Raw genomic sequence first — 25,871 nt, 5'->3', positions numbered from 1 at the left:
CCGGTCCCGCCAGGGCGGCCATCTCCGCCAGAAGATGGCCGCCCTGCCAACGCCGCTAAGGAAAGTCCCGACTAGAACGGCGGCTCGTCGCTGTATCCGCCGGGGGCCCACGGGTCGGGGCCGGTGCGGCGGCGCGGCAGGCGCGGGAGGGGCAGAAGGGTCCAGCGGCGGTTGTCGTTCCAGCAGGGGCAGGGCTCCCACTCGGTGCCCGCGTACTCCCCGGTGAACGGGTCACCGTAGTCGTGGTGGTAGCCGCCCTCGCCCCGGCAGTACGGGCAGTCGAGGCGAGGGGTGTCGGTGAGGATCAGCGCGGGGCGGGGCCAGGTCGTTTTGCGGATGCGCGGTCGCATGCTGCGGGTGCCTCCAAGCGCGGATGCGGAATGGCGTCTCGTGGGTGTTCAGGGAGGCGGGAGCACCCCCTCGTCGGGTGTTGGGGGAGGGGGTTTCGGGCCGGTGAGCTGGGGTGTCTCCCTGCCTCCCTGCAAGGTCGTTTGCGCAGGTCAAGGCCAGGGAGGCGGTGCAGGGAGGGGTTCAGGGAGTTCTCCCTGCCTCCCTGCCCGGTGCGGGGGCGCTTCCCTCTACTGGGCGGCGGAAGCGGAACCGTCGTCGGTCCGGTTGGCGAGGGCTCGGGCGATGCGGTCGCGGCTGACGACCATGCGGCCGTCGGACTTGTACGGCTCGGCGCCGGTGCCCTCCAGCACGCGCTTGAGGTCGCCGTTCGTCCACGCCCCGTATGCCTTGGGGTTGGTGGTGGCCAGCCGCTGGAGCACGTCCTGAGTGAGCACACGGGGGGCGGTGCCGATGACGGCGGCGATGTCCGCGAGCGGGTGGCTCGGCTCGTCGGTGTCGATGACGCGCAGGGTGGTGACCCCGTCGCGCAGGGCCCGCGCCCGTGCGGCCACCTCGGCCGCGGCTTCGGTGTCGATGTAGTGCGTCCGCACGGTGATGGACGCCTGCCCGGCGGGGATGTCGATGCCGTCGGAGGCGACGACGAGGGTGCCCTTGTCCAGGCCCTGGCGCAGCAGGTGCGGGGCGGCGCCGCCGTCGACGGCCTTGTCTCCTAGCGCCATGCGGGCCTGTGACTCGGTGCCGAGGGCGAGGGAGGCGCGGGTGTGGGCGCCTTCGCGGACGAGCTTGGGGAGGTTCTGGTCGGTGGGGTCCTGCGTGCCCTGCCACAGCAGCACGTTCACCGCCCGCCCCTGGTTGTGGATCTTCCGTGCCGCCATGAAGTACCGGGAGGTGGCCTTGGAGCCGCCGTAGGGGCGCTTCTCCTCGTCCACGGCCGGGCACATGAACGCGACCTGCGCCTCATCCACCAGGACGATGAGCGGCGGGAAGGCGGTGCCGGGCGGGGCGGTCAGGCGCCGCTCCATCTCCGTGACCCCGGACTCGACCATCTCGGTGGCCTGGATGACGTGGTCATCGGTGGGGCCCTGGATGAGGACGGTGGCGATGCCGTCGAACATCGCCCAGTCCCCGGCGCCCTTCAGGTCCGCGATCCGGAACTCCACGCTCGGGTCGAGGGCGAGCCACAGGGCGAGCGCGCGGACGGCGGCGGTCTTGCCCTGGTTGGACAGGCCGGTGACGAGCATGTGCCGCTGATACAGGCTCAAGGCGGCGGCATCCCCGCGCAGGTCCTGCCCCCACGGCGCCTTGCCCTTCTTGTAGTCCGCCCGAAGCTCGGCGTCCAGGACGAGCGGGGACGGCCCGATCGGCTCGTCCAGCGCGCCGGAATCCGCGATCCACAGCCGGACCGTGCGGGCCGCCTGCGGAATGGTGATGAACACCTCGTGCTCGTGCCGGGACAGGTTCTCCGCGAGCTTCCGGCGCCGCCCCTGCACCTCCTGCGTGGAGACACCCGAGGGGAGGGTGACGTCCACCTCGACCCCGCATCCGGCGATCTTGATGGGGCTGAGCATCGCGGCGCCGGCGTCGCCCATCTCCTTGATGGCCTTGCGCAGCGGCGCGATACCGAGATCTCGCAGGGCGGTGACGACGATGGACGGCGTGATCGGCGCCCCGGCGTCGCTGGTGCGCTGCTGGGCGGGAAGGGCCCACTGCGGCGCCGCCTGCTGGTGGCGGCCGACCGCCCACAGCCCGCACAGGACCAGCCACGGCGCCACGGCGACGGCCGGTCCCCACACCACCGAGACGATCACGATCATCAGCTCGATGAACTCCACCACCGCCATCAGCGGGGTGACCACGTCTCCCGGTTGCTTCGTCGCCACCGCGAGCGCGATACCGAGCAGGAGGAGTCCGCCGAGGGTGCCGCCGGTGGCGTAGGCGGCGTTCTTCACCAGACGCTCCGGGGAGGTCAGCAGGTCCATGCGCCGTTGGTGACGCGCCGCGCGGTACTGCCGGCCGCGCTCCTCCCACTCCGCGGCCGCCTCCAGGTTCCCGGCGGCTTCGGCGGCGCGGATCATCCGCTCGTACCGCGCCGCCGTACGGCCGTCCCACGCCCGGCGGGTCACGATCCGCGTTCCGCCGACCACGTACGAGCCGTGCCGGACCACGGCCCGCCCGACGGCCCGCGTCCGCTCATCCCGCGCCGCCCGCACCACCGCTCGCCCGCTGCGGCGCCACACCGGCACCGGACGCACCTCGGCGGCCTCCAACGGCACAGGGACGGCAAGCGGAGCATCCGGAGTGGGCGCCTCGGCGGTGTCGGGGGGCGGGTCCTTGAAGAGGTGTACGACGTTGTCCGTCATGCTTGAGGCTCCTGTCTGCCCGTGGTGTGGGCGGATGAGGGCCCGGAGCGGCCGATAGTCCTTGGCCGGGTGACGGCCGCTCCGGGGCGTGGTCAGTGGGCGTGGCGGGCGCGGGCGTAGTCGTCGATGGTGCAACCGGCGTTCTCGGCGGCGGTCAGCGCGCGGGCCGCCAGGGCGGCGGCCCGCTGGGCGGCGTCGGAGTCGATGCCGTGCTCCTCGGCCGTGCGGACCATGGCCCGTCCGGCGACGACGGCGGCGGTGGCGAGCTGTTCCTTGCTCGGCATGGGGCTGTCCCTTCCTGCGGCGGGCCGGGCTGTCCGGCTCCCCTCACCACCCCCGCGCGGGCGGGGGTGGATCGGGCAGGCGTCAGGGCGGCGGGCTCAGCGGCGCGGGTATCCGTGGCCGGTGGGCGGGTAGGTGTCGACGGCCTTGTCGCTCATCAGGCCCTCCATCACGACCGACTGGAAGTCGGCGTCCAGGCCGGTCGTCGGCTCGTGCTGGAACGCGTCGTCCGCCCGGTCCAGGAGCCGACGGGTGCGGGCGTCGTCGGCGGCGGGCGTCTCGCTACTGCTGCGGCGGAACAGACCCATGCGATCACTCCTCATCAGGGACTCAGGCGGCGTCGCGCTGGCCGTCGGGGTAGGCACAGGGGACGCACATGCCGAGCGTGGGCGGGATGCAGTACCCGGCATCACGTCGGCAGCTCGGGCACGTGCGCCGCGCGGCCATGGCGGCCTGGAGGGCGGCGATACGGCCCGGCGTCATGGGCCGGACCGGCTTGGCCAGGTCGATGCGGTAGAGGTAGGCGACCAGCGGCCCCCGTCGGCGGCGCGGCTGTTCGAGCTGGGCGGCCACCGGCTGGCCGCCGGGCCGCAGCCCGCGTGCCCTCAGCTGGCGGCGGGTGGCCAGCCCATCGGGGGCCAGGCGCCACCGGTAGACGGGCAGGGCGCCCATCACGCGACGCGCTTCCACGCGGCGCGCAGACGGGTCTCGGAGGCGGAGTGCCCGGCGGCGCGGAAGCGGGTGGCCATCTCCCGGTAGGACAGGGCCGGGGTTTCGCTGCGGCGGATCTCGTCCACCAGCCGGTCCAGCTCCGCATCGGTGAGCGCGGGTGCCGCGTCCAGCGCGGGCAGTGGGGTGGTGGGGCCCCAGACGGGCAGTTCCCAGGAGGGTGCGACGCCAGGTGTGACGCGGCCCGTCACGCAGGTCAGGGCCCGTGCGGTGTCCTCACCGCCTCGTACTGCTTCCAGGGTCGACCACGCCCGTGCGAGGGCTTGCGCGGTGCGGGCCTGGACGCGTGCGACGCGTGCCCCGGCCTGTGTGACGGCCGTCAGCCGCGTCTCCTCCGTGACCGCGTCCGCCCGCAGCCGGGCACGCGCCACGGCCGCCTCGTCGCGGGCGTCCTGCTGGATGCCCCGGATGGTCTTGAGCGCGTGCGCCGTCAGCGCGGTGCGCTCCCACAACCCGTGCACCAGCCACAAGGCTTTGGCCGCCAGGGGCAGCCAGGCGACTGCCAGCCACGCGCCGGCGTTGTCCTCGGCGGTCAGCGCGTGGGCGACGAGGACGGCGGTGGCGACCAGGCCGAAGCCCCACCCGACGGCGGTGACGGCGGGAGAGTGGTCGCCCTGCGCGGCCAGGCGGCGTTCGTAGGCGAGGGTGGCCAGCCAGCCGCCGTCGATCCCCAGACCGACGACCAGAGCGACCGGCCACGGCACCGCCGCCCCCAGCCACATCATGACGACCGCGAGGGTCAGCACCATGGACACTGCCGTCATCGCGACGGCCGGGCCAGTGGTCTTGGCGTTCATGCCGCACCGCCCGCCTGCACCACCGTGGCGCGGTTCGTCAGGTCCCGGCGGGCCGCCAGGACGCGGTGGCGGGCCCGGCGGATGCGCCGGGCGTCCAGCTCCGTGACCGGCCGGTCCAGGGTCATGATCTGCGCGTCCAGCAGGTCCACCTCCGCCAGGATCAGCGGAAGCTCCAGCTCGATTGCGGTCAGCTCCGCCGCCGACGGCTCACCGTCGAACGGCACGGCCGTAACAGCCGCGAGCCGCGTTTCGATGGACTTCATTGGGTCGTGCTCCCTTCCAACAGGAACGGCCCACAACGAGGCCCCGGAGCTGCAACTCCGGGGCCTCTTGCCGTTTCGGGGGTGTGTGCGGGTCAGCGGGCGTGCTTGGGGAACCAGCGGCCCGACTTCAGGTCGTTGTACTCGTCCAGGTACTCGTCGGTGGCCTTGCGCATACCCTCCGCCGGACCGTGCTGGCCAGCGGCCGCCAGGTCGCGCTGCGCCTTGTGGGAGGCCTTGATGTCGTCCTTGATGTCGGCGGCGACCTGCGCGTCGGACACCTCGGAGCGGCGAAAGAAGTGACGGGCGGCACCCATGAGGACTCCTTGTGGAATGCGGCGGGGCTCGGGACTGTCCCGGCTCCCCGCGGCCCCGGAGCGCGTCCGGGGCCACAGGCAACCGATCAGAGGCGGCGGTTCAGCGCTGGACGACGGGCTTGTCCAGGTCCCGGTGGTGCACGGTGACCGCGTGGCCATCGGCCCGGAGGCGGGCGGCCAGGGCACGGGCGAACGTCGGCGCGCGGTGGCGGCCCCCAGCGCATCCGTCGGCCACGACCACGGGCCCGGCACTCGGGCCGGACGCGAACGCGGCGACCGCGGCCGCCGTCGCCTCGACCAGCGCGGCGATGCCCGGCGTGGACATCACGGCCTCCCGGACCGGCGCGTCGTCGGCGGTCATGTATCGCAGCTCCGGGCTGACGTGCGGGTCCCGGAAGTGCTGACGCAGGTCCACGGTCAGGTGGGCCTTGGGCTCGGGGGCGTGCAGGTACCCGAACGAAACGATCTCAACAGTGGCGTTCACAGGGGCTCCTACGAATCGGGAACGGGCCTTCCGGCTCCCCTCAACCCCGCCCGTACGGCACCCCGTGAAGGAGCCCCGGACGGGCAGAGGAGGCAACCGGCCGCAGTCGAACGGCTGCGGTGAGATTGAGTACTGCGGTGTCCCCTTCAGGTCTGCGACTCCCGTGTCAGGTAGAGCCGCCATGCCTGGCGAAGGCGTATGGGGACATGACCTTTCGGTCTAAGCCCTCCCGAATGCCAAGGGTCGGGTGCGCCCTCGGTCCGCTCTGTCCCGGACCCCTGAGGAGCGTCCGCGCACGCCGATCAACCCCCTTTGAGGGCCTTCGGATGGGCGAACCTCCCTAGGGATATTTAGGCAGACTTCCCTAGGGAGGTCAAGCGTCGGAGGGCATGAAGAAAGGGCCCGCCGATGGCGGGCCCCTTCCGATGACTTCCGTTCCGGTTACCCGGTGATGTGGTACTCCATGACGTACACGCCGGCGTCCAGCAGCATCCTGTTCACCTCGACCGCTGTACCGTCCTCCGTGAGGGCCGTGCGGTAGATCTCCACGACCGGAGTCCCCTCGGCCAGACGCAGGCGGTCCGACTCGTCGGGGCTGGGCATGCGCGCGCGCAGCTCCTCAACGAAGCGCACCGGCTTGGCGCCCAGCTCGGCGAGCCGTGCGTAGACTCCGCCAGCTCCGGTGTCCTCCTGCGTGATCGCCGTCCCTCGTACCAGCGCGGCGGGCAGGTAGGAGACGGCAGACTGCACCGGCTCCCCTTCGACCACGTACAGCCGGTCTCGAACCACGACGCTCACGCCCTCTTCCAGGCTGAGAGCGCGCGCCACCTCGCCGGTGGCCTCGGTCTCGTAGACCCGCAGATCGGCCACGGTCATGGGGCGGGCGCCGATGTCCGCACTCCAAATGGAACGAGCGCTGCCCCACGCCTCATGGGCAAGTCGCTTGTTGGCCACCCGGCGAATCGGCTGGAACTCCCGGACGTACGTGCCGCTGCCTTTCCGGCGCACGGCCAACCCTTCGGTCACCAGCAAAGTCAGCGCCCGCCGGGCCGTCTCCTTGGCCACCCCGTATTGCTTGACCAGCGCGGGCTCGCCCGGAAGCCGAGCACCAGGGCGCAACTCACCTGAACGAATGCGCTCGCGCAGTTCGTCGGCGATCTCCCTTGCGGTCTCCGCCATCCAGTTCCTCACTTCCCTAGGGTGGTTCCACATGACAGCTTGGCACAGGCACGCCAGGTACCTCATGACGGGAGAGGCATGTGTGGCCATGGGATTCCTCACCGCCACGTCAGCGGAAGTGCGGCCGGGCCGTCTGTGGGCCGTCGAAGGGCCGCCAACGCTCACCGGCAACCACCGACAACCACCGGGAGGGCGCGGCCGGCGGCCGCGCCCTCCCGGTGCGTTCACGCTGCTAGACCCAGGTGTCGAGCCACATCCGGGCGCGCCACTGGTCCATCGGGATCGTCTCGCCCGTGTAGAGCGGCCAGAAGTAGATGAAGTTCCAGACGATCAGCAGGACCAGGACCCCCGCGGCGATCGCGCCGATCGTGCGGCGGCGCTCCGCGCGGGCGTAGGGGTCCAGGAGGCCGTACGGCGCAGGGACCGCCGCCTCCGGGCCCGCGCCCGGCACGTCGGAGCCCGCGGGGCCGGCACCCACCGGTCCGCTGCCCGAGCCCGTCAGGCCGGTCGCGCCCGCCGGTCCCGCGGCTGTCGCCGTGCGGGGCGCCGCCGGGCCCAGCATCGCGCCGATCATCATCGCGACCGCCAGGCACAGGAACGGCACGAACACCACCGCGTAGAACAGGAAGATCGTCCGCTCCTGGTACAGGAACCACGGCGCCCACCCGGCCGCGACCGCGCACAGGATGGCGCCCGCCCGCCAGTCGCGGCGGAACAGCCAGCGCCACAGCACGTACAGCAGCGCGAAGCACGCCGCCCACCACAGCAGCGGCGTGCCGATGGCCAGGACCTCGCTGGCGCACTTCTCCGCCGCGTCCGCCGGGCAGCCCTTCTCGCCCTGCGCGGGCGACTCGTAGAAGTACGAGACGGGGCGGCCCAGGACGATCCAGCTCCACGGGTTCGACTCGTAGGTGTGCCCCGACGTCAGGTTGACGTGGAAGGTGTACACCTCCGACTCGTAGTGCCACAGGCTCCGCCACCAGTCGGGGAACAGCCACGACCAGGAGCTGTCCCGGCCCTCGCCGGTCGCCGCCCAGTCGCGGAAGTAGCCCTTGTCGGAGGCGATCCAGCCCGACCACGACGCCACGTACGTCACCAGCGCCACCGGCACCGTCGAGACGAACGCGGGCAGCACGTCGCGCTTCAGCGCCGCCGCGTACGGGCGGTGCGCCCCCGCCACGCGCCGCGCGGCCACGTCCCACACGACCGTCAGCAGCCCGAACGCGGCCATGATGTACAGCCCGTTCCACTTGGTCGCCGCCGCCAGGCCCAGCATCACGCCCGCCGCAAGCCGCCACGGCCGCCAGCCGAGCCGCAGCGTCTCGGCGATCCGCGTGTCCGGCCGCAGCACCCCGTCCGCGTCCACCGGGAGCGCCGCCGCCAGCCGCCGCCGCGCCCAGTCCCGGTCGGCCAGCAGGCAGCCGAACGCGCCCAGCACGAAGAACATCAGCACCTGGTCGAGCAGCGCCGTACGGCTCATCACGAAGTGCAGCCCGTCCACCGCGAGCAGCCCGCCCGCCAGGCAGCCGAGGAACGTCGAGCGGAACAGCCGCCGCCCGATCCGGCACAGCATCAGCACCGACAGCGTCCCGCACACGGCCACCATGAAGCGCCAGCCGAACGGGTCGAAGCCGAACATCCACTCGCCGAGCCCGATGACCCACTTGCCGACCGGCGGGTGCACCACATAGCCCGGATCGACCGGGACCGGCACCGCTGCGGGGTCCCGCAGGATCGACGCGTCGACGTCCTTCGGCCACGCGCCCTCGTAGCCGTTGTGGATCAGCGCCCACGCGTCCTTGGCGTAGTACGTCTCGTCGAATATCACCGCGTGCGGCGACCCCAGGTTCCAGAACCGCAGCACCCCCGCGACCAGCGCCACCAGCAGCGGACCGCCCCACGCCGCGGCCCGCAGCAGACGCTGCGCGGTGCGCGGCGGCAGCCCGTGCCAGCGGCCCGAAGGACCGGCGTACGGAGGCACCAGCCGCTCCCGCAGCCCGGTCACCGGGCGCGGCGCGTACCCGAACCGGCGCAGGCGCCGCTCCCAGGACGGCGGGTTCCCCCCGGGGGGCGCGGCGGGCCCGCCGGGGCCGTCCTGTCCGTGCAGGGCCTGAGGCGCAGTACTGGTCACCGCGCCATCGTAGGGAACACCCCCGTACGACTCCCGCGCCCGGCCCGCCAGCGCGCCCCGCGCTGCTGCGAGACTGGCTGCGTGACTGGAACGCTCGTACTCGCAGGTACCCCCATCGGCGACGTCGCCGACGCCCCGCCCCGTCTCGCCGCCGAGCTGGCCGAGGCCGATGTCGTCGCCGCCGAGGACACCCGCCGGCTGCGGCGCCTCACCCAGGCGCTCGGCGTGCAGCCGCGCGGCCGGGTCGTGTCGTACTTCGAGGGCAACGAGACCGCGCGGACGCCCGAGCTGGTCGAGGCGCTGGCGGGCGGCGCGCGGGTGCTGCTCGTCACCGACGCGGGCATGCCGTCCGTCTCGGACCCCGGCTACCGGCTGGTCGCCGCCGCCGTCGAGCGGGACATCAAGGTCACCGCCGTGCCCGGCCCGTCCGCCGTGCTGACCGCGCTCGCCCTGTCCGGACTGCCCGTGGACCGGTTCTGCTTCGAGGGCTTCCTGCCCCGCAAGGCCGGGGAGCGGCTCGGCCGGCTGCGCGAGGTGGCCGCCGAGCGCCGCACCCTCGTCTACTTCGAGGCCCCGCACCGCCTGGACGACACGCTCGCCGCGATGGCCGAGGTGTTCGGCGCCGACCGGCGGGCCGCCGTGTGCCGGGAGCTGACCAAGACGTACGAGGAGGTCAGGCGCGGCGGCCTCGGGGAGCTGGCCGCGTGGGCCGCCGAGGGCGTGCGGGGCGAGATCACCGTCGTCGTGGAGGGCGCGCCCGAGGCCGGGCCCTCCGACCTCGGTCCGGCCGAGCTGGTCCGGCGCGTCCGGGTGCGGGAGGAGGCGGGGGAGCGGCGCAAGGAGGCCATCGCCGCCGTCGCCGCCGAGGTGGGACTGCCCAAGCGGGAGGTGTTCGACGCGGTCGTCGCCGCGAAGAACGCGGGGGAGTGACCGGGAGCGGGACCGGGCGGGCCGGGACTGAGGCCGGGAAATCGGGCAACACGGGCATAAGGCGATAGAGCTATGGTGAAAGGCACAGCCCTCACCCGTTGAGGCACGCCGTGGCGCGAAGGCTTCCCGCGTGGCGGCGGGAAGGAGCGGGCATGAGCGAGACCCCCACCCCCGGCATCCCGGTCGGCCACGAGGCGTACGCCTTCGCCTGCCTGGGCTGCGGCTACGGCTGGGAGCAGGCGTACGAGATCGAGCACCACACCGACGTCGCCGGCCATGACTTCGTCATCTACCGCGCCGACGGGCGGCGCGTCCCCTCTCCGCTCTCGAAGCCGACCTGCCCCAACTGCGGGCGCCATGTCGTCCGGATCATGGGCTCCGGCCGGATCTCGGTCGTCCTCGACCACGGTGAGGCCCGCCCCACCGGCGCGGGGCCGTCCAGGCCGGGCTACCGCAGGGCGGCGCCGGTGGCGGCCGCCGGACCGCTCGGCCAGGAGCTGGAGGTGACGTCCCCGCCGGCCGGCGCGGACACCGTGACGGGGCCGGAGGCGGAGCGCTCCGGGGCGACGCGCGTGGAGGAGCCGGCCGGGCCGGGCGGCGGGCGCGGCGCGGCGGCCGGTACGGACGAGGCGCGGCGCAGGCGCCGCTCGCATCTGCTGCACCCCTTCCACCGGCACTGAGGCGCACGGGGCCGCCCGCTGCGGCGTAACGCCCCGGCCCACTGGGGCGTAGGGGCCCCGCCGGGGCGGGAGGTCGCCGCCGGGGCGGACGGGCGCGGGGCCGGGGTCGTACGGGCGCGGGGCCGGGGTCGTACGGGGGAGATCGGGCGCCCGCCTTTCGTACGATCGGGGCATGAGTGCCAAGGACGCCCCGCCGCCGCTGCCCGAGCCCCTGCCCGTCGCGGTGGCCGATTCGCACACCCACCTCGACATGCAGGCCCCGACCGTCGAGGAGGCCCTGACCAAGGCGGGGCTCGTCGGTGTGGAGACCGTCGTCCAGGTGGGCTGCGACCTGAAGGGCTCCCGGTGGGCCGCGGAGACGGCCGCCCAGTACGACAACGTCCACGCCGCCGTCGCCCTCCACCCCAACGAGGCGCCCCGCATCGTGCTCGGTGATCCTGACGGGTGGTCGCGGCAGGGCGCGCGTGAGGCGGGCGGGGACGCCGCGCTGGACGACGCGCTCGCGGAGATCGACCGGCTCGCCGCGCTGGACCACGTCAAGGCCGTCGGCGAGACGGGCCTCGACTACTTCCGTACGGGGCCCGAGGGCAAGGAGGCGCAGGAGCGCTCGTTCCGCGCCCACATCGAGATCGCCAAGCGGCACGGCAAGGCGCTCGTCATCCACGACCGGGAGGCCCACGACGACGTGCTGCGCGTCCTGGCCGAGGAGGGCGCCCCCGAGCGGACCGTCTTCCACTGCTACTCGGGCGACGCCGACATGGCCCGGATCTGCGCCGAGCGCGGCTACTACATGTCGTTCGCGGGGAACGTCACCTTCAAGAACGCCCAGCCGCTGCGCGACGCCCTCGCGGTCGCCCCGCTGGAGCTGGTGCTGGTCGAGACCGACGCGCCGTTCCTGACGCCCGCGCCGTACCGGGGGCGGCCGAACGCCCCGTACCTCATCCCGGTCACCGTGCGCGCGATGGCCGCCGTACGGGGGATCGGCGAGGAGGCCATGGCGACGGCGATCGCGGAGAACACCGCACGGGCGTTCGCCTACTGAGGGCGGCGACGGGGGTCGCGACACGACGGCGTGTAGTCGAGTGATACGTTTATGTGACTGGTCTGGGCTAGGGTCCCGGCTTCGTGAAGACCTCTCGCAAGCGCCGCCGCCGTCCGACCCCCGCCGCGACCCGCCCCCGCGCCGCCTCGGGCGCCTCCTCGCGCGCTCGCGCGCCGATGCCGAGCGGGGCCGTACGGGTGTCCGCCGCGCCTCCCGAAACCGGCGTACCCCCTGAACCGGGCTCCCCGCCCGCCCCCGGCCCCTGGCCCGATCCCGGACCGCCGCCCGATCCCGGTGCGCCGCCGGATCCGGGTGTGCCGCCGGATCCGGGCCCGCCGCCCGATCCCGCCGGCCCGCTCCCCGCTCCACCCGCCGCCGAGGCCGTGAGTGCCCGGGAGGCCCCGGCCGCCCCCGGCAGGCCCACGGGCCGGCGCGGCACCCGGGCCAAGGCCAAGCGCGAGGCCGCCGACGAGGCCAAGCCCAGGGCCGCCGACAAGGCCACGGCCAAGGCCCCCGCCAAGCCCAAGGCCACGTCCCCCGGCGCCTCCAAGCCCCCCGCCAAGCCCAAGGCCACGCCCCCCGGCGCCCCCGAGGCCCAGCCCAAGGCCCCCGGCAAGCGCGAGCCCCGGGGCGCCGGCGTCCCGGCCGCCCCGGAGTCCTCGGCCGCAGCCCCCGCCCCCGCCCCCGTCCCCGCCCCCGCCGTCGCGCGCCGGCTGCTCCCGCAGGTGCTCGTGGTCGCCGGGCTCGTCGCGCTGCTGGTCAGCGGCGGGGTGCTCGTCACCGACCACAAGGCGGTCCGGCTCAGCGTGGACGGCGAGCGCCGGACGCTGCACACCTTCGCCGACGACGTGGGCGAGCTGCTCGCCGCCCAGGACATCGCCACCGGCCCGCACGACCGCGTCACCCCCGCGCCCGGCACGCCCCTGACGGGCGGGCAGGAGGTCGCCGTCCGCTGGGGCCGCCCCCTCCGCCTGGACGTCGACGGCGAGGCCCGCCGGGTGTGGACGACCGCCCGCACCGTGGACGAGGCGCTGCGCGCCCTCGGCGTCCGCGCGCGCGGCGCCCGGCTCTCCGTCTCCCGCTCCGCCCCCATCGGCCGCGACGGACTGGCCCTCGCCGTCCGCACCGAACGCGCCGTGACCTTCCGCGCCGACGGACGCGAGCGCACGGTCCGCACCCACGCCGCCACCGTCGCCGAGGCGCTGCGCCAGGCCCGCATCACCCTCCAGGGCCTGGACAGGATCTCCGTCCCGCCCGGCGCCTTCCCCCGCGACGGCCAGACCGTGACCGTCCAGCGGGTGCGGGACCGCCGCGAGACCCGGTGGGAGACCGTCCCGTACGCCGTGCGCCGCGTCCGGGACCCCCGGCTGTACCGGGGCGCGTACGTCGTCGACCGGCAGGGCCGCCCGGGCCTGCGGCGCCTCACGTACGAGATCCGCACCGTCGACGGCGTCCCGGAGCGCACCCGCAGGACCGGCACCGCCCTGGTCCGCGAGCCCGTGGCGCGCGTCGTGCGCGTCGGCACCCGCGAGCGCCCCGCGAAGCCCCGCCACAGCGCCACCGCCGCCCCGCAGCCGGGCTCCGGGAACCAGTCCGCCCGGCAGCAGGCCGCCGCCCCCGAGGCGGTCCCGGCACGGCAGTCCCCCTCCGTCGCGGGCACCGGGCACCTGAACTGGGCCGCGCTCGCCGCGTGCGAGTCCGGCGGCCGCCCCGACGCCGTCGACCCGACCGGCACGTACGGCGGGCTGTACCAGTTCGACGTGCGGACCTGGCGCTCCGTCGGCGGCAGCGGCCGCCCCCAGGACGCCTCCGCCGCCGAACAGACATACCGGGCGAAGAAGCTCTACGCGCAGCGGGGGGCGAGCCCGTGGCCGGTGTGCGGCCGTAGGCTGTATCGGTGAGCACCACTGAGCCCGACGCCCTCCTCGGCCCCGCCGACATCCGCGAACTGGCCGCCGCCCTGGGCGTACGCCCCACCAAGCAGCGCGGTCAGAACTTCGTCATCGACGCCAACACCGTCCGGCGCATCGTCCGCACCGCGGAGGTCCGCCCCGACGACGTCGTGGTGGAGGTCGGCCCCGGGCTCGGCTCCCTCACCCTGGCCCTGCTGGAGGCCGCCGACCGCGTCGTCGCCGTCGAGATCGACGACACGCTGGCCGCGGCGCTGCCGGCCACGATCACCGCGCGCATGCCCGAGCGGGCGACGCGCTTCTCGCTGGTCCACTCCGACGCGATGGACGTCCGGGAGCTGCCCGGACCGCCGCCCACCGCGCTCGTGGCGAACCTCCCGTACAACGTCGCCGTGCCCGTGCTCCTCCACATGCTCGACCGGTTCCCGACCATCGAGCGCACCCTCGTCATGGTCCAGGCGGAGGTCGCCGACCGGCTCGCCGCACGCCCCGGCAACAAGGTGTACGGCGTGCCGTCCGTGAAGGCCAACTGGTACGCGGAGGTCAAGCGCGCCGGGGCCATCGGGCGGAACGTCTTCTGGCCCGCGCCGAACGTCGACTCCGGCCTCGTCTCCCTGGTGCGCCGCGACCCGCCGCGGACGACCGCCTCCAAGCGCGAGGTGTTCGCCGTCGTGGACGCCGCGTTCGCGCAGCGCCGCAAGACCCTGCGCGCCGCGCTGGCCGGCTGGGCCGGTTCGCCCGCAGCCGCCGAGGCCGCGCTCGTCGCCGCCGGGGTGTCCCCGCAGGCGCGCGGCGAATCGCTGACCGTCGAAGAGTTCGCCCGTATCGCGGAGGCCCGAGCGTGAGCGTCACCGTACGAGTCCCGGCCAAGGTCAACGTCCAGCTCGCGGTCGGCCCCGCCCGCCCCGACGGCTTCCACGACCTGGCGAACGTCTTCCTCGCCGTGTCCCTGTACGACGAGGTGACCGCCACCCCCGCCGACACGCTGCGCATCACGTGCGAGGGACCCGACGCGGACCAGGTGCCCCTGGACCGTACGAACCTCGCCGCCCGCGCGGCGGAACTGCTGGCCGCCCGGCACGGCATCGCCCCCGACGTGCACCTGCACATCGCCAAGGACATCCCCGTCGCGGGCGGCATGGCGGGCGGCAGCGCCGACGGGGCGGGCGCCCTGCTGGCCTGCGACGCCCTGTGGGGCACGGGCGCGAGCCGCGCCGAACTCCTCGACATCTGCGCCGAGCTGGGCAGCGACGTGCCGTTCTCGCTGGTGGGCGGCGCCGCGCTGGGCACGGGCCGGGGCGAGCGCCTGACGGAACTGCCCGTCGGCGGCGCCTTCCACTGGGTCTTCGCCGTCGCCGACGGCGGCCTGTCCACCCCGGCCGTGTACCGGGAGTTCGACCGGCTCACGCCCGACGCGCCCGCGCCCGAGGCGTCCCCCGGACTGCTCGAAGCGCTGCGCACCGGCGACACCGCCGCCCTCGCCGGGGCCCTCGCCAACGACCTCCAGCCCGCCGCGCTGTCCCTGCGCCCGTCGCTCGCCGACACGCTCGCGGCGGGCACGGCGGCCGGGGCGCTCGCCGGGATCGTGTCCGGTTCGGGGCCCACGACGGCGTTCCTGGTCAAGGACGCGGAGGCGGCCGAGTCCGTCGCGGCCGCGCTCATCGCGTCCGGCACCTGCCGCACGGCCCGCACGGCCACGTCCCCCGCGCCGGGCGCGCGCGTCCGCACGGCCTGAGACCGCGCACGACCGGCCGCGCGCGCACCGCGACCGTGCCGGGCGGACGCAGCGGGCAGGTGCGCTGAGTACGCGCACTGAGTAGCCGTACTCTCCCGGCCGGGCCGCGCGGCGGCGACTCTGGCCGGCATGCCGACACACACCCGTCCGGGGCTCACCGCCCGGGAACTCGCCGCCAACACGCCCGCCGACAGGGACCGTTACATCGACCTGCTGCGGGTCGCGTCCCTGGCGGTGGTCGTCCTCGGGCACTGGATGATGGCCGCCGTCACCGCCGACGGCGCGGTCGGCAACCTCCTCGCCGTCGTCCCCGCGCTGCAGGCCGCCACCTGGGCGCTCCAGGTGATGCCGGTGTTCTTCTTCGTCGGCGGCTTCGCGCACGCCCTGTCGTACCGGTCGAACCCCGCGTACGCGGGCTTCGTGCGCGGCCGGGTGCGGCGGCTGCTGCGGCCTACCGCGCTCTTCGCCGCCGTGTGGGTCGTCCTCGCGCTGGCCGTCCAGCTCGCGGGCGGCGGCGACGGCCTGACGGGCACGGCGCTGCGGCTGGTGACGCAGCCGCTGTGGTTCATCGGTATCTACCTGGCGATGGTCGCGTTCACGCCGCCGCTGCTGCGGCTGCACCGGCGGTGGGGCTGGGGCGCGTTCGCCGCGCTGGCGGGCGGCGCGGCGGCGGTGGACGTGCTGCGCTTCGCGCTGGACGTGCCGTACGTGGAGTTCCTGAACTTCGCGTTCGTGTGGCTGGCCGTGCACCAGCTGGGCTTCCTCCGGGCGGACGGCCGCCTGGGCGCTCCCGTCCTCCTGGCGGGCGCGGGCCTGGCGGGGGCGGTCGCGCTGGTGGCGGCGGGCCCGTACCCGCTGTCCATGGTGGGGATGCCGGGCGAGAAGGTGTCGAACATGGCGCCGCCCACGCTGGCGCTGCTGTGCCACGGCGTGTGGCTGGTGGGCGCGGTGGAGCTGCTGCGCGGGCCGGGCACCCGGCTGGCGGCCCGCGCGCGGGTGTGGCGGGCGGTCGTCGCGGCGAACGGCGTCGCCATGACGGCGTTCCTGTGGCACCTGACGGCGATGCTCGGCGTGTACGGCGCGCTGCTGGCGCTGGACGTCCGCCTCCCGGCCCCGGCGTCACCGGCCTGGTGGGCGTGGCTGCCCGCGCGGGTGGCCCTCGCGGCGGCGGTGACCGCCCTGCTGGTCCTCGCCTTCCGGTGGGCCGAACGCCCCGTGGCCCGCCCCCGCCCCGGAGGCTCCGCGCCCCTGGCGGCGGCGGGCGTCACCCTGAGCCTCCTGGGCGTCCTGGGCCTGTCGATGACCGGCTACGGCGGGCTCCTGACCGGCCGCACGGCGACGCTGATCGCCGTCCCGGTCACGGCGCCCCAGGCCCTGGGCCTCGTCCTGGCCGGCTGGCTCCTGGTCGAGCTGCGCCGCTGACCGCGCCCGGCGCCGGACCGGGGGGCGGGCGGCCGTACCGGGCCGGTGACCGTGCCGGGACGTGCCCCGGGGCCGTGCCGGGACGGGCCCCGCGGCCCCGGGAAGATCCGAAAGACGGGCCCTAGGCCGGCGGGTGGCAGGTGTGGAGGGTGGCGGAGGTGTTCGCGAAGGCCTTCAGGGCCGTGCGCAGCGACGCGTGGTCCAGGGCCAGGCCGTCGTCCGGGACGATCTCGTACACGCCCGTCCCGTCGGCCCCCGGGCACTTCGCCGTCAGCCGGTAGTGGCCCTTCGGCGAGTCCGCCTCCCCGTTCGCCGGGAGCGCCCCGCCCTCCAGGGCCGCCTCGCCGTACGGGCCGTACGACGCCTTGAACGTGTACAGCGGCGTGCCCAGGCCGCTGCCCAGTACGCACCGCTCCACCGGTGCCGGGTCCGTCGCCGTCTCGGCGACCGTTCCCGCGCCCCACCGCCGCGCGGTCGCCGCGTCCACGACGCCCCGGCAGGTCCCGGCCGCCTTCGCCAGCGGCCGGCGCGCGTCCACGGCGGGCGCGGGCACGTCGCCCACCGCCTTGCGCGCCTGGTCGCCCGTGTCGCAGCCGTTGCGCCGGGCGTGCGCCGTCGCCGTGTCCGCCAGGGCGGAGACCAGCCGGGTCCGCGCCGCGCCGTCCTTGAAGCCGCGCCCGCCCGCCAGCCGCGCGTCCGCCACCGCGAGCAGCCCGTCACCGGACTGGTCGCCGCAGTCCAGCAGCAGCACCGCCCGGCCGCGCGCGGCGCCCGCCGCGTCGTCGGGGCCGTACGAGAAGGTGCCGGTCCAGCCGCCGCCCAGCGGGACGGCGTTCTCGCCCGGGTCGACGGGGGCGCCCGGGTCGAGCGGCTCCTTGGCGTCGCGCACCTGTATCTCGATCCGCGCGCCGTCGCCGCCCGCCCCGCCGGACGCCGACACGGAGCAGTACCAGCCGTCCTGCCGCAGCTCGCTCGACGCGGTCAGCGCGGCGTCCGGCAGCAGCGCCCGTACGCGGTCCGCCGCGAGGTCGCCCTCGCAGGCGCCGGCCAGCGCGGTGCCGTCGCCGCTCCACGCCTCGTACCCGCCGGACAGCCAGAACGCCCCGCCGGCCACGGCGACGACCGCCGCCGAAGCGACGGCCGCGAGCCGTGCCCTTCGGCGCCGGGGCACCCGGGTGGCCTGGTTCGTGCTGTCCTCGCTCATGTCGTACCTCTCGCAGTGGGACGTCGTACGGACACGGACACGCGGTACGACGTCCTCCGGTTTCTTCCGTTCTCCGGTTTTCGCGGCTCCGGTCCTCCGGGGCGTACGGCCGGCCGGGGCCTCAGCCCGCCGTGACGGCCAGGGTCGCCTTCGCCAGTTCGTACGCGGGCAGCATCGACTCGTGCTCGTCGGTGTCCATGCCGCCGAGCTCCAGGACGAGCGGGCCGCGCGGGGTCGCCACGGCCAGGGCGCGGGCCTTCTTCTGCTCGTCCAGGAGCGCGCTGGTGACGAGGTAGGTCACCTCGGTCCCCGCGAGCGTGCCGCCCCGGCCCAGCCGGACGTCACGATAGACGGCCGACGCGGGCGAGTCGTCGGCGGCGACGAAGGACTCCAGAGCGGCGCGCGGCGTCGTGCCCTTCGCGTCGTCGGTCCACACGTTGAGGAAGCCGAGGTGCCCGGCCGGCTTGGCGTCGATCTCACACACCAGGGTCAGGGGGCCCTGCTCCGCCAGCTCCCTCAGGTCCGGGTCGGTGATCGGCTTGATCCGCTTGGGCTCCCAGTCGGCGGCCGTGTCGAAGGTCACCGGCAGCGGGCAGGACGACCCGGCCGCGCCCACCGTCGCGCCCCGCGCCGCGGCGGCCGGGGAGGGGGAAGCGGGGGCGGAGGGCGCGGTCCGCTCGGCGGCCGGCCGCGCCGGCGTGCCGCCCTCCGCGCCGGCCGGCTCCGTGCCCGACGCGCATCCCGCCAGCAGCGCCGCGGCCGCCAGCGCCGCCGCCGTGCCCGCGAGCGCTCCGCTGCCCGTGCCCCGTGCCATCGATCCAGCCCCTCCCCTTGACGATCGCCGCACGCTACCGCACGGCCGGCCGGGCACCCCCCGGCGCCCACTACCCTGGAAGGTCGATCCGTCCCGCCACCCCGCAGGAGTGAAATGGCCGCGAACCTGGTCAATGTCGAGGCCGTCAGCAAGGTGTACGGCACCCGTGCCCTGCTCGACGGGGTGTCCCTCGGCGTGTCCGAAGGCGACCGGATCGGTGTCGTGGGACGGAACGGCGACGGCAAGACCACGCTGATCCGCGTCCTCGCCAGGCTGGAGGAGGCCGACAGCGGCCGCGTCACCCACAGCGGCGGACTGCGCCTGGGCGTGCTCACCCAGCACGACTCGCTCGACCCGGCCGCGACCGTGCGCCACGAGGTGATCGGCGACCTCGCGGACCACGAGTGGGCGGGCAGCGCCAAGATCCGCGATGTGCTCACCGGCCTGTTCGGCGGCCTCGACCTGCCCGGTTTCCCGCAAGGCCTGGACACGGTGATCGGCCCGCTGTCCGGCGGCGAGCGGCGGCGCATCGCGCTGGCCAAGCTGCTGATCGCCGAGCAGGACCTGATCGTCCTGGACGAGCCGACCAACCACCTGGACGTCGAGGGCATCGCCTGGCTGGCCCGGCACCTCCAGGCCCGCCGCTCGGCGCTCGTCTGCGTCACCCACGACCGCTGGTTCCTCGACCAGGTGTGCACCCGCATGTGGGACGTCCAGCGCGGCACGGTCCACGAGTACGAGGGCGGCTACTCCGACTACGTCTTCGCGCGCGCCGAGCGGGAGCGGATCGCCGCCACGGAGGAGACCAAGCGGCAGAACCTGGTCCGCAAGGAGCTGGCGTGGCTGCGGCGCGGCGCCCCGGCCCGCACCTCCAAGCCCCGCTACCGCATCGAGGCCGCCAACGAGCTGATCGCGGACGTCCCGCCGCCGCGCGACACGAGCGAGCTGATGCGGTTCGCGTCGGCCCGGCTCGGCAAGACCGTCTTCGACGTGGAGGACGTGACCGTCCAGGCCGGGCCGAAGGTGCTGCTGAAGCACCTGACGTGGCAGCTCGGGCCGGGCGACCGGGTCGGCCTCGTCGGCGTGAACGGCGCGGGCAAGACCTCGCTGCTGCGGGCGCTCGCGGAGGCCGCCGTGTCGCAGGGCGAGAAGCAGCCCGCGGCCGGGCGGATCGTCGTCGGCCGGACCGTGCGCCTCGCCTACCTGTCCCAGGACGTCGCGGAGCTGCCGCCGACGCTGCGCGTGCTGGAGGCCGTGCAGCAGATCAGGGACCGCGTCGACCTCGGCAAGGGCCGGGAGATGACGGCGGGGCAGCTGTGCGAGAAGTTCGGCTTCACCAAGGAGAAGCAGTGGACGCCCGTCGGGGACCTCTCCGGCGGTGAGCGGCGCCGCCTCCAGCTGCTGCGGCTGCTGATGGACGAGCCGAACGTCCTCTTCCTCGATGAGCCGACCAACGACCTGGACATCGAGACGCTGACGCAGCTGGAGGACCTCCTCGACGGCTGGCCCGGCTCGATGATCGTCATCTCCCACGACCGGTTCTTCCTGGAGCGCACCACGGACCGGACGTTCGCGCTGCTCGGCGACGCGACGCTGCGGATGCTGCCGCGCGGCATCGACGAGTACCTGGAGCGGCGCGAGCGGATGGTGGAGGCGGCGTCCGCGGCGTCGTCCGCCGGCTCGGCCGCCGCCCCGGCCGCGGCGGCGAAGGCGGCGAAGACCGCGTCCGCGGCGGACGCCCGCGCCGCGAAGAAGGAACTGCAGCGGATCGAGCGGCAGCTCGACAAGATCTCCAGCCGCGAATCCACCCTTCACGCGCAGATCGCGGAAAACGCCACGGATTTCGAGAAGGTGGCGAAACTGGACGCGGAGCTCCGGGAACTGGCCAATGAGCGCGAGGACTTGGAGACGCGCTGGCTGGAACTGGCCGAAGAGGCGTGACGGAAAGGGGCGCTCCAGCCCCTTCGACGCCGCGTAGAGAAGGCGTGGAGAGCCGGTAACGGGGCCATCACGGGCCGGTCCTCCCTTGGGAACAAGGGAAGGTCCGGCCCCTTCGCGCGCGCGGGGCGGGTGGTAGAAAGAAACCCCGCTCGACTCACGTACCAGTGCGACATCCCTGTCCGAATCGCTCCATTCCGACGACGAGCCTCGCGTCGGAATCGCGGGGGAGGCCGGTCGGTCAGCGGATCGCACGAAGGGGGAAGCGCTGATGACTCAGCCGCCCAGCCAGCAACCGCCGCAGGGAGGCTCCGGGTCTCCGCAGGACCCGAACGGGGTTCCCCAGCCGCCCTCGGCCCCGCCCGCCCAGCCGCCGGCGCCCCCGGCCGAGCCGCCCGCCGCGCCCGCGCAGCCGCCGGCCCCGTTCGCGAAGTCCGACGCGCCGCCGCCGGCCCAGCCGCCGCAGCCGCCCGCGCAGCCGCCGACGGCCCCCGCGCAGCCCGCGGCCGGGTACGGCTTCCCGCAGACGCCCGGCCAGGCCCCCGGCCAGCCGCCGGCGCCCGGCTACGGCTACCCGCAGGCCCCCGGCCAGCAGCCCGGCCAGCCCGGCCCGTACGCGCAGCAGCCCGGCCCGTACGGCCAGCCCGGCCCGTACGCGCAGCAGCCCGGCCCGTACGGCCAGCCCGGCCCCTACGCGCAGCAGCCGAACCCGTACGGGGGCTACCCCACCCAGCCCCAGTACCCCGGCGCCACCGGCCCGGGCACGCCCGGGGGCGACGCGTCGAAGAAGAAGACCCTCATGGTCGCCGCGGGCGCCATGGCGGCCATCCTCGTCGCAGGCGGCGTCACCTGGTGGGCGGTCAGCGGCGACGGCGGGCAGGAGAAGACGCCCGTCGCCCAGCCGTCCGGCTCCCCGGCCGAGCCGACCCCGTCCGAGTCGGTCGACAAGGGCGACGGCACCGGCGGCGGCCGCGAGGGCGACGACGACCTCAACGCGGGCCGCCAGCCCGGCGAGGCCAAGGTCGAGTGGCTCCTCAAGAACGACGTCGACCTCCCGCGCAACGGCGCCAACGTGTACGGCCCGTGGGTCGTCGGCGACACCGTCGTCAAGGCCATGTACCGGAGCATCGAGGGCTACTCCACCGCCGACGGCAAGAAGAAGTGGAGCGTCCCCTTCACCACGGACGTGTGCGAGGCGGCGAACGCGCCCACCGCGAACGGCGTCATCGTCATCGGCCTCAAGGACGGCACCGGCGACCGCGCCGACTGCCGCGTCCTGCAGCAGGTCGACCTGAAGACCGGCAAGGCGGGCTGGAAGACCGAGGTGCCCAAGGCCACCGGGTTCAGCTCGCTGTCCGACCCGACGCTCGCCATCGCGGGCAACACCGTCGCGGCCGCCGGCACGGGCAACTCCTACGGGTTCTCCCTCACCGACGGCAAGCAGATCTTCGGCAAGCCCTCCGACGGCTGCCAGCCCTACGCCTTCGCCGGCGAGGGCAACCGCCTGATCGCCGCCGCCAGTTGCCGGGTCTCCGACTACAAGAACCCGCAGCAGGAGGTCTGGGAGGTCGACCCGGCCACCGGCAAGCCCAAGTGGAAGTACCAGCTGGCGCGCGGCTGGGAGGTCGACAAGGTCTACTCGGTCAGCCCCCTCGTCGTGAACGCCGTCCACGAGGAGAAGAAGCAGCGCACCGTCCTCGCCCTCACCGACGCGGGCAGGATGCGCTCCCAGCTGTCGGGCGGCAGCGACAAGTTCCGCGCGAACTGCGGCGGTGGCGGCCTCATCGTCTTCGGCCAGCGCCTCCAGGGCTGCACCGGCGTCGCGGCCGACGCGAACACCTTCTACATGTCGACCGAGCCGACCAGCCTGACGCGCGGCACCAACCACGTCGTCGCGTTCGACCTGAACACCGGCAAGCCCAAGTGGCGCGCCACGGCCGGCGCGGAGAAGACGATGCTCCCGCTGCGCCTCGACGGCGGCAGGCTCCTCGTCTACATCGAGGGCTCCTGGGACCGCGGCGGCGCCGTCGCCGCCCTCGCCCCGACCGGCGGGCAGCCGACCGTGCTGCTCCAGCACCCGGCGTCCGTCGCCCGCATCGAGCGGGACTTCTGGCAGCCCCGGTACCTGTACGCCGACGGCCGGTTCCTCATCGCCAGCGGCCGGGTCAGCGCCCAGAACGACAAGGCCGAGCTGGAGACCAAGACCATGATCGCCTTCGGCAAGTAGCGCGCCGTCCGCGCCCCGGCCGGCCCCGCGCCGGCCGGGGCGCGCACCGCGTCCGGGCCGCCCGCCGCGAGCGGCCCGCACGGCCCGGCGCCGCGACGCCCCCGCACGGCCCGCGCGGGGGCGCCCCGCACGGCCGCATCCACGACTTCCCCCCTGAGTGACCGCAGAGGTACGCACCGATGACGCAACCGCCCCAGCCGCCCCAGCAGCCCCCGGGCCCGCCGCAGCAGCCCCCGCACGGGGGCTTCGGCGCCCCGCAGGACCCGCCCCCCGGCGGCTTCGGCGCGCCCCAGGACCCGCCCCCGGGCGGCTTCGGCGCGCCCACCCCGCCGCCGCAGGGCGGCGCCCCGGCGTACGGCTACCCGCAGGCCCCCCAGGGCCCGCCCGCCCCGCAGGGCCCGCCCGCCCCGCAGGGCCCGGTACCGCCGCCCGGCCAGCCGGCGACCCCGGCGTACGGCTACCCGGGCCAGCCGCCCGTGCAGCCGCCGCCCGGCATGCCCGGCCAGCCCGTGCCCGGCCAGCCGCCCGCGTACGGCTACCCGACCGCGCCCATGCACCAGGCGGCCCCGCAGCCCGGCATGCCCGGCGCCCCGGGCGGGCGCGGCAGGATGTCCGCCCAGATGAAGATCATCATCTCGGCGGCCGTCGCCGTGGCCCTCATCGTCGTCGGCGGCGTCGTCTACGCCACCACCAAGGACGACGCCCCGGCCGACACCACCGCCACCGGCGGCACCGGCGGCGGCGCGGGCGGCGGCGGTGGCGGCGGGGCCAAGGCCCCGGGCGGCTCCGGCAAGGAGAAGGCCCCCGCCAACACCCAGGCCAAGGTCGCCTTCTCCATCCCGGCGCCCGTCGTCGCCGACACGGTGACCGCCACCGGCTCGTGGCTGACCGACAAGACCTACGTCAAGTCCGGCGTCAACGAGATCAACGGCTACGAGGCGGCCAAGGGCACCAAGCTGTGGACCGTGCCGCTGCCCGGCGAGCTCTGCGCCGCCAGCCGGCACGTGAAGGACAACAAGACCGCCGTGGTGTTCCAGGCGTCCAAGCCGACACCGCAGAACAAGTACCCCGGCTGCTCCGAGGTCGGCGTGCTCGACCTGGACGCCGGCAAGATGCTGTGGACGAAGTCCATCGCGGGTGCCACCCGCGGCGACCGCAAGCTCAACTGGGAAGAGGTGACCATCGGCGCCGGCACCGTCGCCGCCGGCGGCACCTACGGCGGCGCGGCCTGGGACCTGGCCACCGGCAAGGAGCTGTGGCGGCCCCAGGAGAACGCCGAGAACTGCCGCGACATGGGCTACGGCGGCGGCGAGGGCCTGGTCGCGGCCCGCAAGTGCGGCGACCTCGACAACCCGACCGTGACCATCCAGAACCTCAACCCCGCCACCGGCGCGCCGCTCTCCTCGTTCACGATGCCGACCGGCGTCGAGTACGCGGCCATCGTCTCGACGAAGCCGCTGGTCGTGGCGGCCGACGTCGGCGACACCGCGGGCGACGGCTCGGGCATCTCCGACTTCTTCTCCATCGACGAGAAGACCGGCAAGCTGAAGGCGAAGATCGCCGCCGACGCCGACCGGTACGCGGCCGAGTGCAACTCCACCGACGTGGAGAAGTGCGAGAACCTCGTCGTGGGCAACAACCGCCTCTACCTGCCGACCGAGCAGCACGAAGGCTCCGGCGACAGCGCCACCCGGGTCAACGAGATCGTCGCCTTCGACCTGACCACCGGGCAGCTGACCGGCCAGAAGCTGGAGTCCGGCAAGCACCGCGAGATCGTCCCGGTCCGCATGGACGGCGGCAACCTGATCGCGTACAAGTCGCCCGCCTACGAGATCGGCGGTCAGGTCGTCAGCGTCGACGGCGCCTCCTTCCAGGAGACCGTCCTGCTGAAGACCCCGGTGGACCGGACGATCAACACCGCCGAGAGCAGCCTCGTCGGCCGCGAGGCGATCCTCTACCGCGACGGGCGGCTGTACCTGTCCGACTACTTCATCTCGAAGCCGTCGACGGTCATCAAGGACACCCGCTACCTCGCGCTGGTGTTCACCACCGAGTGACCCCGTGCGCCCCCCGCGGCCCGGCCCGTCCCCCCGGACGGACCGGGCCGCGGTCCTTTCCCGGACCGCCGTCCTCCACCGGCGCCGACGAGGCGTCCTCCGTCAGCCCGCCGCACCCCAAGTAGCCCTGACCGGCGAAGAATTCGACATTGTGGGGGGCTCCTGGCCGGTAGGGGGCGCACAACGTCGAACAAGCGTGTAGCTTGCCGGGTCATGGACGGCCGGGGGGCCGCACCAGGGGGTTGGGGGTTGGTACTCGAATGGGCGTGCGCCTGATGGTGGTCGACGACCACCGCCTGCTCGCCGAGGCGCTCGCCTCGGCCCTGAAGCTGCGCGGCCACCGCGTGCTGGCCGCCGCCGCGCCCGCCGCGGGCGCGGCCGAGCTGGTGGTGAGCCGCGCCCCCGAGGTGTGCCTCCTCGGTACGGCGACCCCCGCGGAGCCGGGCGCCTTCGACCCCGTCGTACGCATCAAGCAGGACCGCCCGCAGGTCGCGGTGGTGGTCCTCGGACCCGTGCCGAGCCCGCGCGGCATCGCGGCGGCCTTCGCGGCCGGCGCCTCCGGGTACGTACGGCACGACGAGCGCATCGAGGGCGTCGAGCGGGCCATCATGAAGGCCCGCGCCGGGGAGGCCGCCGTCGCCCCGCAGCTCCTCCAGGGCGCGTTCACCGAACTGCTCAACCCGGCGGCCACGCCCGACGACGAGGGCCGGCGGCTGCTGCGGATGCTGACGCCCCGCGAGGTGGAGGTGCTGGTGCGGGTCGCCGAGGGCGAGGACACCCGCCTCATCGCCGCCGGCATGGGCATCGCCCCCAGCACGGCCCGCACCCATGTGCAGCGCGTCCTGATGAAGCTCGGCGTCGGCTCCCGCCTGGAGGCCGCCGCCCTCGCCGCCCGCACCGGCCTCCTCGACCGCGCGACTGATTCCTGAGGCTCGTTCCTCCCCCGGGCCCGGCTTCGCTCGAACAGGGGGGATCCCCACCCGCGCGCCCCCTCAACTCCACGAGCGGCGCGGGGAGTCGTC

At 74.8% G+C, this 25,871-nt stretch carries 24 protein-coding genes; 11 read left to right on the top strand and 13 right to left on the bottom strand.

Features of this window, described 5'->3' with window-relative positions; all coding sequences use genetic code 11:
- Window positions 1-71 precede the first annotated feature (71 nt).
- From ACSUPT_RS11565 to ACSUPT_RS11515, 11 genes are all read right to left on the bottom strand, one after another.
- On the bottom strand, window positions 72-350 hold the full coding sequence (locus ACSUPT_RS11565) for a hypothetical protein (RefSeq protein ID WP_436944200.1): 279 nt from the start codon (window positions 348-350) through the stop codon (window positions 72-74).
- Between the two features lie 228 nt (window positions 351-578).
- A complete protein-coding gene (locus ACSUPT_RS11560; RefSeq protein WP_436944199.1) occupies window positions 579-2,711 on the bottom strand; it encodes an ATP-binding protein in 2,133 nt (710 codons plus the stop codon).
- Window positions 2,712-2,803: 92 nt separating this feature from the next.
- On the bottom strand, window positions 2,804-2,995 hold the full coding sequence (locus tag ACSUPT_RS11555) for a hypothetical protein (RefSeq protein WP_436944198.1): 192 nt from the start codon (window positions 2,993-2,995) through the stop codon (window positions 2,804-2,806).
- A 96-nt stretch (window positions 2,996-3,091) separates the two neighbouring features.
- Window positions 3,092-3,301, bottom strand: coding sequence for a hypothetical protein (locus tag ACSUPT_RS11550; protein ID WP_436944197.1), 210 nt, complete (start codon window positions 3,299-3,301; stop codon window positions 3,092-3,094).
- A 22-nt stretch (window positions 3,302-3,323) separates the two neighbouring features.
- On the bottom strand, window positions 3,324-3,665 hold the full coding sequence (locus ACSUPT_RS11545; RefSeq protein ID WP_436944196.1) for an RRQRL motif-containing zinc-binding protein: 342 nt from the start codon (window positions 3,663-3,665) through the stop codon (window positions 3,324-3,326).
- Entirely contained in the window at window positions 3,665-4,519 is an 855-nt protein-coding gene (locus tag ACSUPT_RS11540) for a protein spdB (RefSeq protein WP_436944195.1), read from the bottom strand. Before ACSUPT_RS11540 ends, ACSUPT_RS11545 begins: the two co-directional genes overlap by 1 nt.
- Window positions 4,516-4,782 (bottom strand): DUF6284 family protein, encoded by a 267-nt coding sequence (locus ACSUPT_RS11535; RefSeq protein WP_436944194.1) that lies wholly within the window; start codon window positions 4,780-4,782, stop codon window positions 4,516-4,518. The genes ACSUPT_RS11540 and ACSUPT_RS11535 overlap by 4 nt, the downstream gene beginning before the upstream one ends.
- Window positions 4,783-4,874: 92 nt before the next feature.
- On the bottom strand, window positions 4,875-5,096 hold the full coding sequence (locus tag ACSUPT_RS11530; protein WP_436944193.1) for a hypothetical protein: 222 nt from the start codon (window positions 5,094-5,096) through the stop codon (window positions 4,875-4,877).
- A gap of 100 nt (window positions 5,097-5,196) precedes the next feature.
- On the bottom strand, window positions 5,197-5,580 hold the full coding sequence (locus ACSUPT_RS11525; RefSeq protein ID WP_436944192.1) for a RapZ C-terminal domain-containing protein: 384 nt from the start codon (window positions 5,578-5,580) through the stop codon (window positions 5,197-5,199).
- Between the two features lie 441 nt (window positions 5,581-6,021).
- Window positions 6,022-6,759 (bottom strand): GntR family transcriptional regulator, encoded by a 738-nt coding sequence (locus ACSUPT_RS11520; RefSeq protein WP_436944191.1) that lies wholly within the window; start codon window positions 6,757-6,759, stop codon window positions 6,022-6,024.
- 232 nt (window positions 6,760-6,991) lie between these two features.
- Window positions 6,992-8,890 carry a dolichyl-phosphate-mannose--protein mannosyltransferase gene (locus ACSUPT_RS11515; RefSeq protein ID WP_436944190.1) on the bottom strand — a complete coding sequence of 633 codons (1,899 nt, stop codon included), beginning with the start codon at window positions 8,888-8,890 and terminating at the stop codon, window positions 6,992-6,994.
- Between the two features lie 81 nt (window positions 8,891-8,971).
- Here ACSUPT_RS11515 and rsmI point away from each other — a divergent pair, with 81 nt between their 5' ends.
- The 7 genes from rsmI (at window position 8,972) to ACSUPT_RS11480 (ending at window position 16,609) form a co-directional block, all read left to right on the top strand.
- Complete coding sequence (rsmI, locus tag ACSUPT_RS11510) at window positions 8,972-9,820, top strand: 16S rRNA (cytidine(1402)-2'-O)-methyltransferase (RefSeq protein WP_436944189.1); 849 nt, start codon at window positions 8,972-8,974, stop codon at window positions 9,818-9,820.
- 152 nt (window positions 9,821-9,972) lie between these two features.
- A complete protein-coding gene (locus ACSUPT_RS11505; RefSeq protein ID WP_436944188.1) occupies window positions 9,973-10,500 on the top strand; it encodes a hypothetical protein in 528 nt (175 codons plus the stop codon).
- A gap of 172 nt (window positions 10,501-10,672) precedes the next feature.
- The gene (locus ACSUPT_RS11500) at window positions 10,673-11,542 is read left to right on the top strand and encodes a TatD family hydrolase (RefSeq protein ID WP_399218961.1); all 870 of its coding nucleotides are present in this window, start codon (window positions 10,673-10,675) and stop codon (window positions 11,540-11,542) included.
- A gap of 383 nt (window positions 11,543-11,925) precedes the next feature.
- Window positions 11,926-13,443: a ubiquitin-like domain-containing protein gene (locus ACSUPT_RS11495; protein WP_436944187.1), complete on the top strand. Its 1,518-nt coding sequence runs from the start codon at window positions 11,926-11,928 to the stop codon at window positions 13,441-13,443.
- On the top strand, window positions 13,440-14,297 hold the full coding sequence (gene rsmA, locus ACSUPT_RS11490) for a 16S rRNA (adenine(1518)-N(6)/adenine(1519)-N(6))-dimethyltransferase RsmA (protein ID WP_351968231.1): 858 nt from the start codon (window positions 13,440-13,442) through the stop codon (window positions 14,295-14,297). The genes ACSUPT_RS11495 and rsmA overlap by 4 nt, the downstream gene beginning before the upstream one ends.
- Window positions 14,294-15,187, top strand: coding sequence for a 4-(cytidine 5'-diphospho)-2-C-methyl-D-erythritol kinase (locus ACSUPT_RS11485; RefSeq protein ID WP_351968230.1), 894 nt, complete (start codon window positions 14,294-14,296; stop codon window positions 15,185-15,187). Before rsmA ends, ACSUPT_RS11485 begins: the two co-directional genes overlap by 4 nt.
- 129 nt (window positions 15,188-15,316) lie before the next feature.
- Window positions 15,317-16,609, top strand: a complete 1,293-nt coding sequence (locus tag ACSUPT_RS11480) for an acyltransferase family protein (protein ID WP_436944186.1) — start codon at window positions 15,317-15,319, stop codon at window positions 16,607-16,609.
- Window positions 16,610-16,730: 121 nt separating this feature from the next.
- Here ACSUPT_RS11480 and ACSUPT_RS11475 read toward each other — a convergent pair whose 3' ends face one another.
- Both ACSUPT_RS11475 and ACSUPT_RS11470 read right to left on the bottom strand, forming a co-directional pair.
- Entirely contained in the window at window positions 16,731-17,813 is a 1,083-nt protein-coding gene (locus tag ACSUPT_RS11475; RefSeq protein ID WP_436944185.1) for a hypothetical protein, read from the bottom strand.
- Window positions 17,814-17,934: 121 nt separating this feature from the next.
- Window positions 17,935-18,627 (bottom strand): lipoprotein, encoded by a 693-nt coding sequence (locus ACSUPT_RS11470; protein ID WP_436944184.1) that lies wholly within the window; start codon window positions 18,625-18,627, stop codon window positions 17,935-17,937.
- Window positions 18,628-18,741: 114 nt separating this feature from the next.
- Between ACSUPT_RS11470 and ACSUPT_RS11465 the strand changes: the two genes are divergently transcribed.
- The 4 genes from ACSUPT_RS11465 to ACSUPT_RS11450 all read left to right on the top strand — a co-directional run bounded on the left by ACSUPT_RS11465 (window position 18,742) and on the right by ACSUPT_RS11450 (window position 25,778).
- Window positions 18,742-20,568 carry an ABC-F family ATP-binding cassette domain-containing protein gene (locus ACSUPT_RS11465; protein ID WP_361655737.1) on the top strand — a complete coding sequence of 609 codons (1,827 nt, stop codon included), beginning with the start codon at window positions 18,742-18,744 and terminating at the stop codon, window positions 20,566-20,568.
- A gap of 268 nt (window positions 20,569-20,836) precedes the next feature.
- Window positions 20,837-22,792: an outer membrane protein assembly factor BamB family protein gene (locus ACSUPT_RS11460; RefSeq protein WP_361655740.1), complete on the top strand. Its 1,956-nt coding sequence runs from the start codon at window positions 20,837-20,839 to the stop codon at window positions 22,790-22,792.
- A gap of 179 nt (window positions 22,793-22,971) precedes the next feature.
- Window positions 22,972-24,849, top strand: a complete 1,878-nt coding sequence (locus tag ACSUPT_RS11455) for an outer membrane protein assembly factor BamB family protein (protein ID WP_436944183.1) — start codon at window positions 22,972-22,974, stop codon at window positions 24,847-24,849.
- A 260-nt stretch (window positions 24,850-25,109) separates the two neighbouring features.
- Window positions 25,110-25,778, top strand: a complete 669-nt coding sequence (locus tag ACSUPT_RS11450; protein WP_351968223.1) for a helix-turn-helix transcriptional regulator — start codon at window positions 25,110-25,112, stop codon at window positions 25,776-25,778.
- Window positions 25,779-25,871 lie beyond the last annotated feature (93 nt).

This window comes from Streptomyces sp. SudanB25_2051, assembly GCF_964272635.1.
Classification (GTDB): domain Bacteria; phylum Actinomycetota; class Actinomycetes; order Streptomycetales; family Streptomycetaceae; genus Streptomyces.
The sequence above is the reverse complement of the archived record's forward strand: the minus strand, read 5'-3'. Positions and strand labels throughout refer to the sequence as shown.

Bases quoted from the DNA above. Each gene is read 5' to 3' on its own strand.
- ACSUPT_RS11565 (WP_436944200.1), bottom strand. From the start codon at position 350: ATGCGACCGCGCATCCGCAAAACGACCTGGCCCCGCCCCGCGCTGATC.
- ACSUPT_RS11560 (WP_436944199.1), bottom strand. From the start codon at position 2,711: ATGACGGACAACGTCGTACACCTCTTCAAGGACCCGCCCCCCGACACC.
- ACSUPT_RS11555 (WP_436944198.1), bottom strand. From the start codon at position 2,995: ATGCCGAGCAAGGAACAGCTCGCCACCGCCGCCGTCGTCGCCGGACGG.
- ACSUPT_RS11550 (WP_436944197.1), bottom strand. From the start codon at position 3,301: ATGGGTCTGTTCCGCCGCAGCAGTAGCGAGACGCCCGCCGCCGACGAC.
- ACSUPT_RS11545 (WP_436944196.1), bottom strand. From the start codon at position 3,665: ATGGGCGCCCTGCCCGTCTACCGGTGGCGCCTGGCCCCCGATGGGCTG.
- ACSUPT_RS11540 (WP_436944195.1), bottom strand. From the start codon at position 4,519: ATGAACGCCAAGACCACTGGCCCGGCCGTCGCGATGACGGCAGTGTCC.
- ACSUPT_RS11535 (WP_436944194.1), bottom strand. From the start codon at position 4,782: ATGAAGTCCATCGAAACGCGGCTCGCGGCTGTTACGGCCGTGCCGTTC.
- ACSUPT_RS11530 (WP_436944193.1), bottom strand. From the start codon at position 5,096: ATGGGTGCCGCCCGTCACTTCTTTCGCCGCTCCGAGGTGTCCGACGCG.
- ACSUPT_RS11520 (WP_436944191.1), bottom strand. From the start codon at position 6,759: ATGGCGGAGACCGCAAGGGAGATCGCCGACGAACTGCGCGAGCGCATT.
- ACSUPT_RS11505 (WP_436944188.1), top strand. From the start codon at position 9,973: ATGAGCGAGACCCCCACCCCCGGCATCCCGGTCGGCCACGAGGCGTAC.
- ACSUPT_RS11500 (WP_399218961.1), top strand. From the start codon at position 10,673: ATGAGTGCCAAGGACGCCCCGCCGCCGCTGCCCGAGCCCCTGCCCGTC.
- ACSUPT_RS11480 (WP_436944186.1), top strand. From the start codon at position 15,317: ATGCCGACACACACCCGTCCGGGGCTCACCGCCCGGGAACTCGCCGCC.
- ACSUPT_RS11475 (WP_436944185.1), bottom strand. From the start codon at position 17,813: ATGAGCGAGGACAGCACGAACCAGGCCACCCGGGTGCCCCGGCGCCGA.
- ACSUPT_RS11470 (WP_436944184.1), bottom strand. From the start codon at position 18,627: ATGGCACGGGGCACGGGCAGCGGAGCGCTCGCGGGCACGGCGGCGGCG.
- ACSUPT_RS11465 (WP_361655737.1), top strand. From the start codon at position 18,742: ATGGCCGCGAACCTGGTCAATGTCGAGGCCGTCAGCAAGGTGTACGGC.
- ACSUPT_RS11460 (WP_361655740.1), top strand. From the start codon at position 20,837: ATGACTCAGCCGCCCAGCCAGCAACCGCCGCAGGGAGGCTCCGGGTCT.
- ACSUPT_RS11455 (WP_436944183.1), top strand. From the start codon at position 22,972: ATGACGCAACCGCCCCAGCCGCCCCAGCAGCCCCCGGGCCCGCCGCAG.
- ACSUPT_RS11450 (WP_351968223.1), top strand. From the start codon at position 25,110: ATGGGCGTGCGCCTGATGGTGGTCGACGACCACCGCCTGCTCGCCGAG.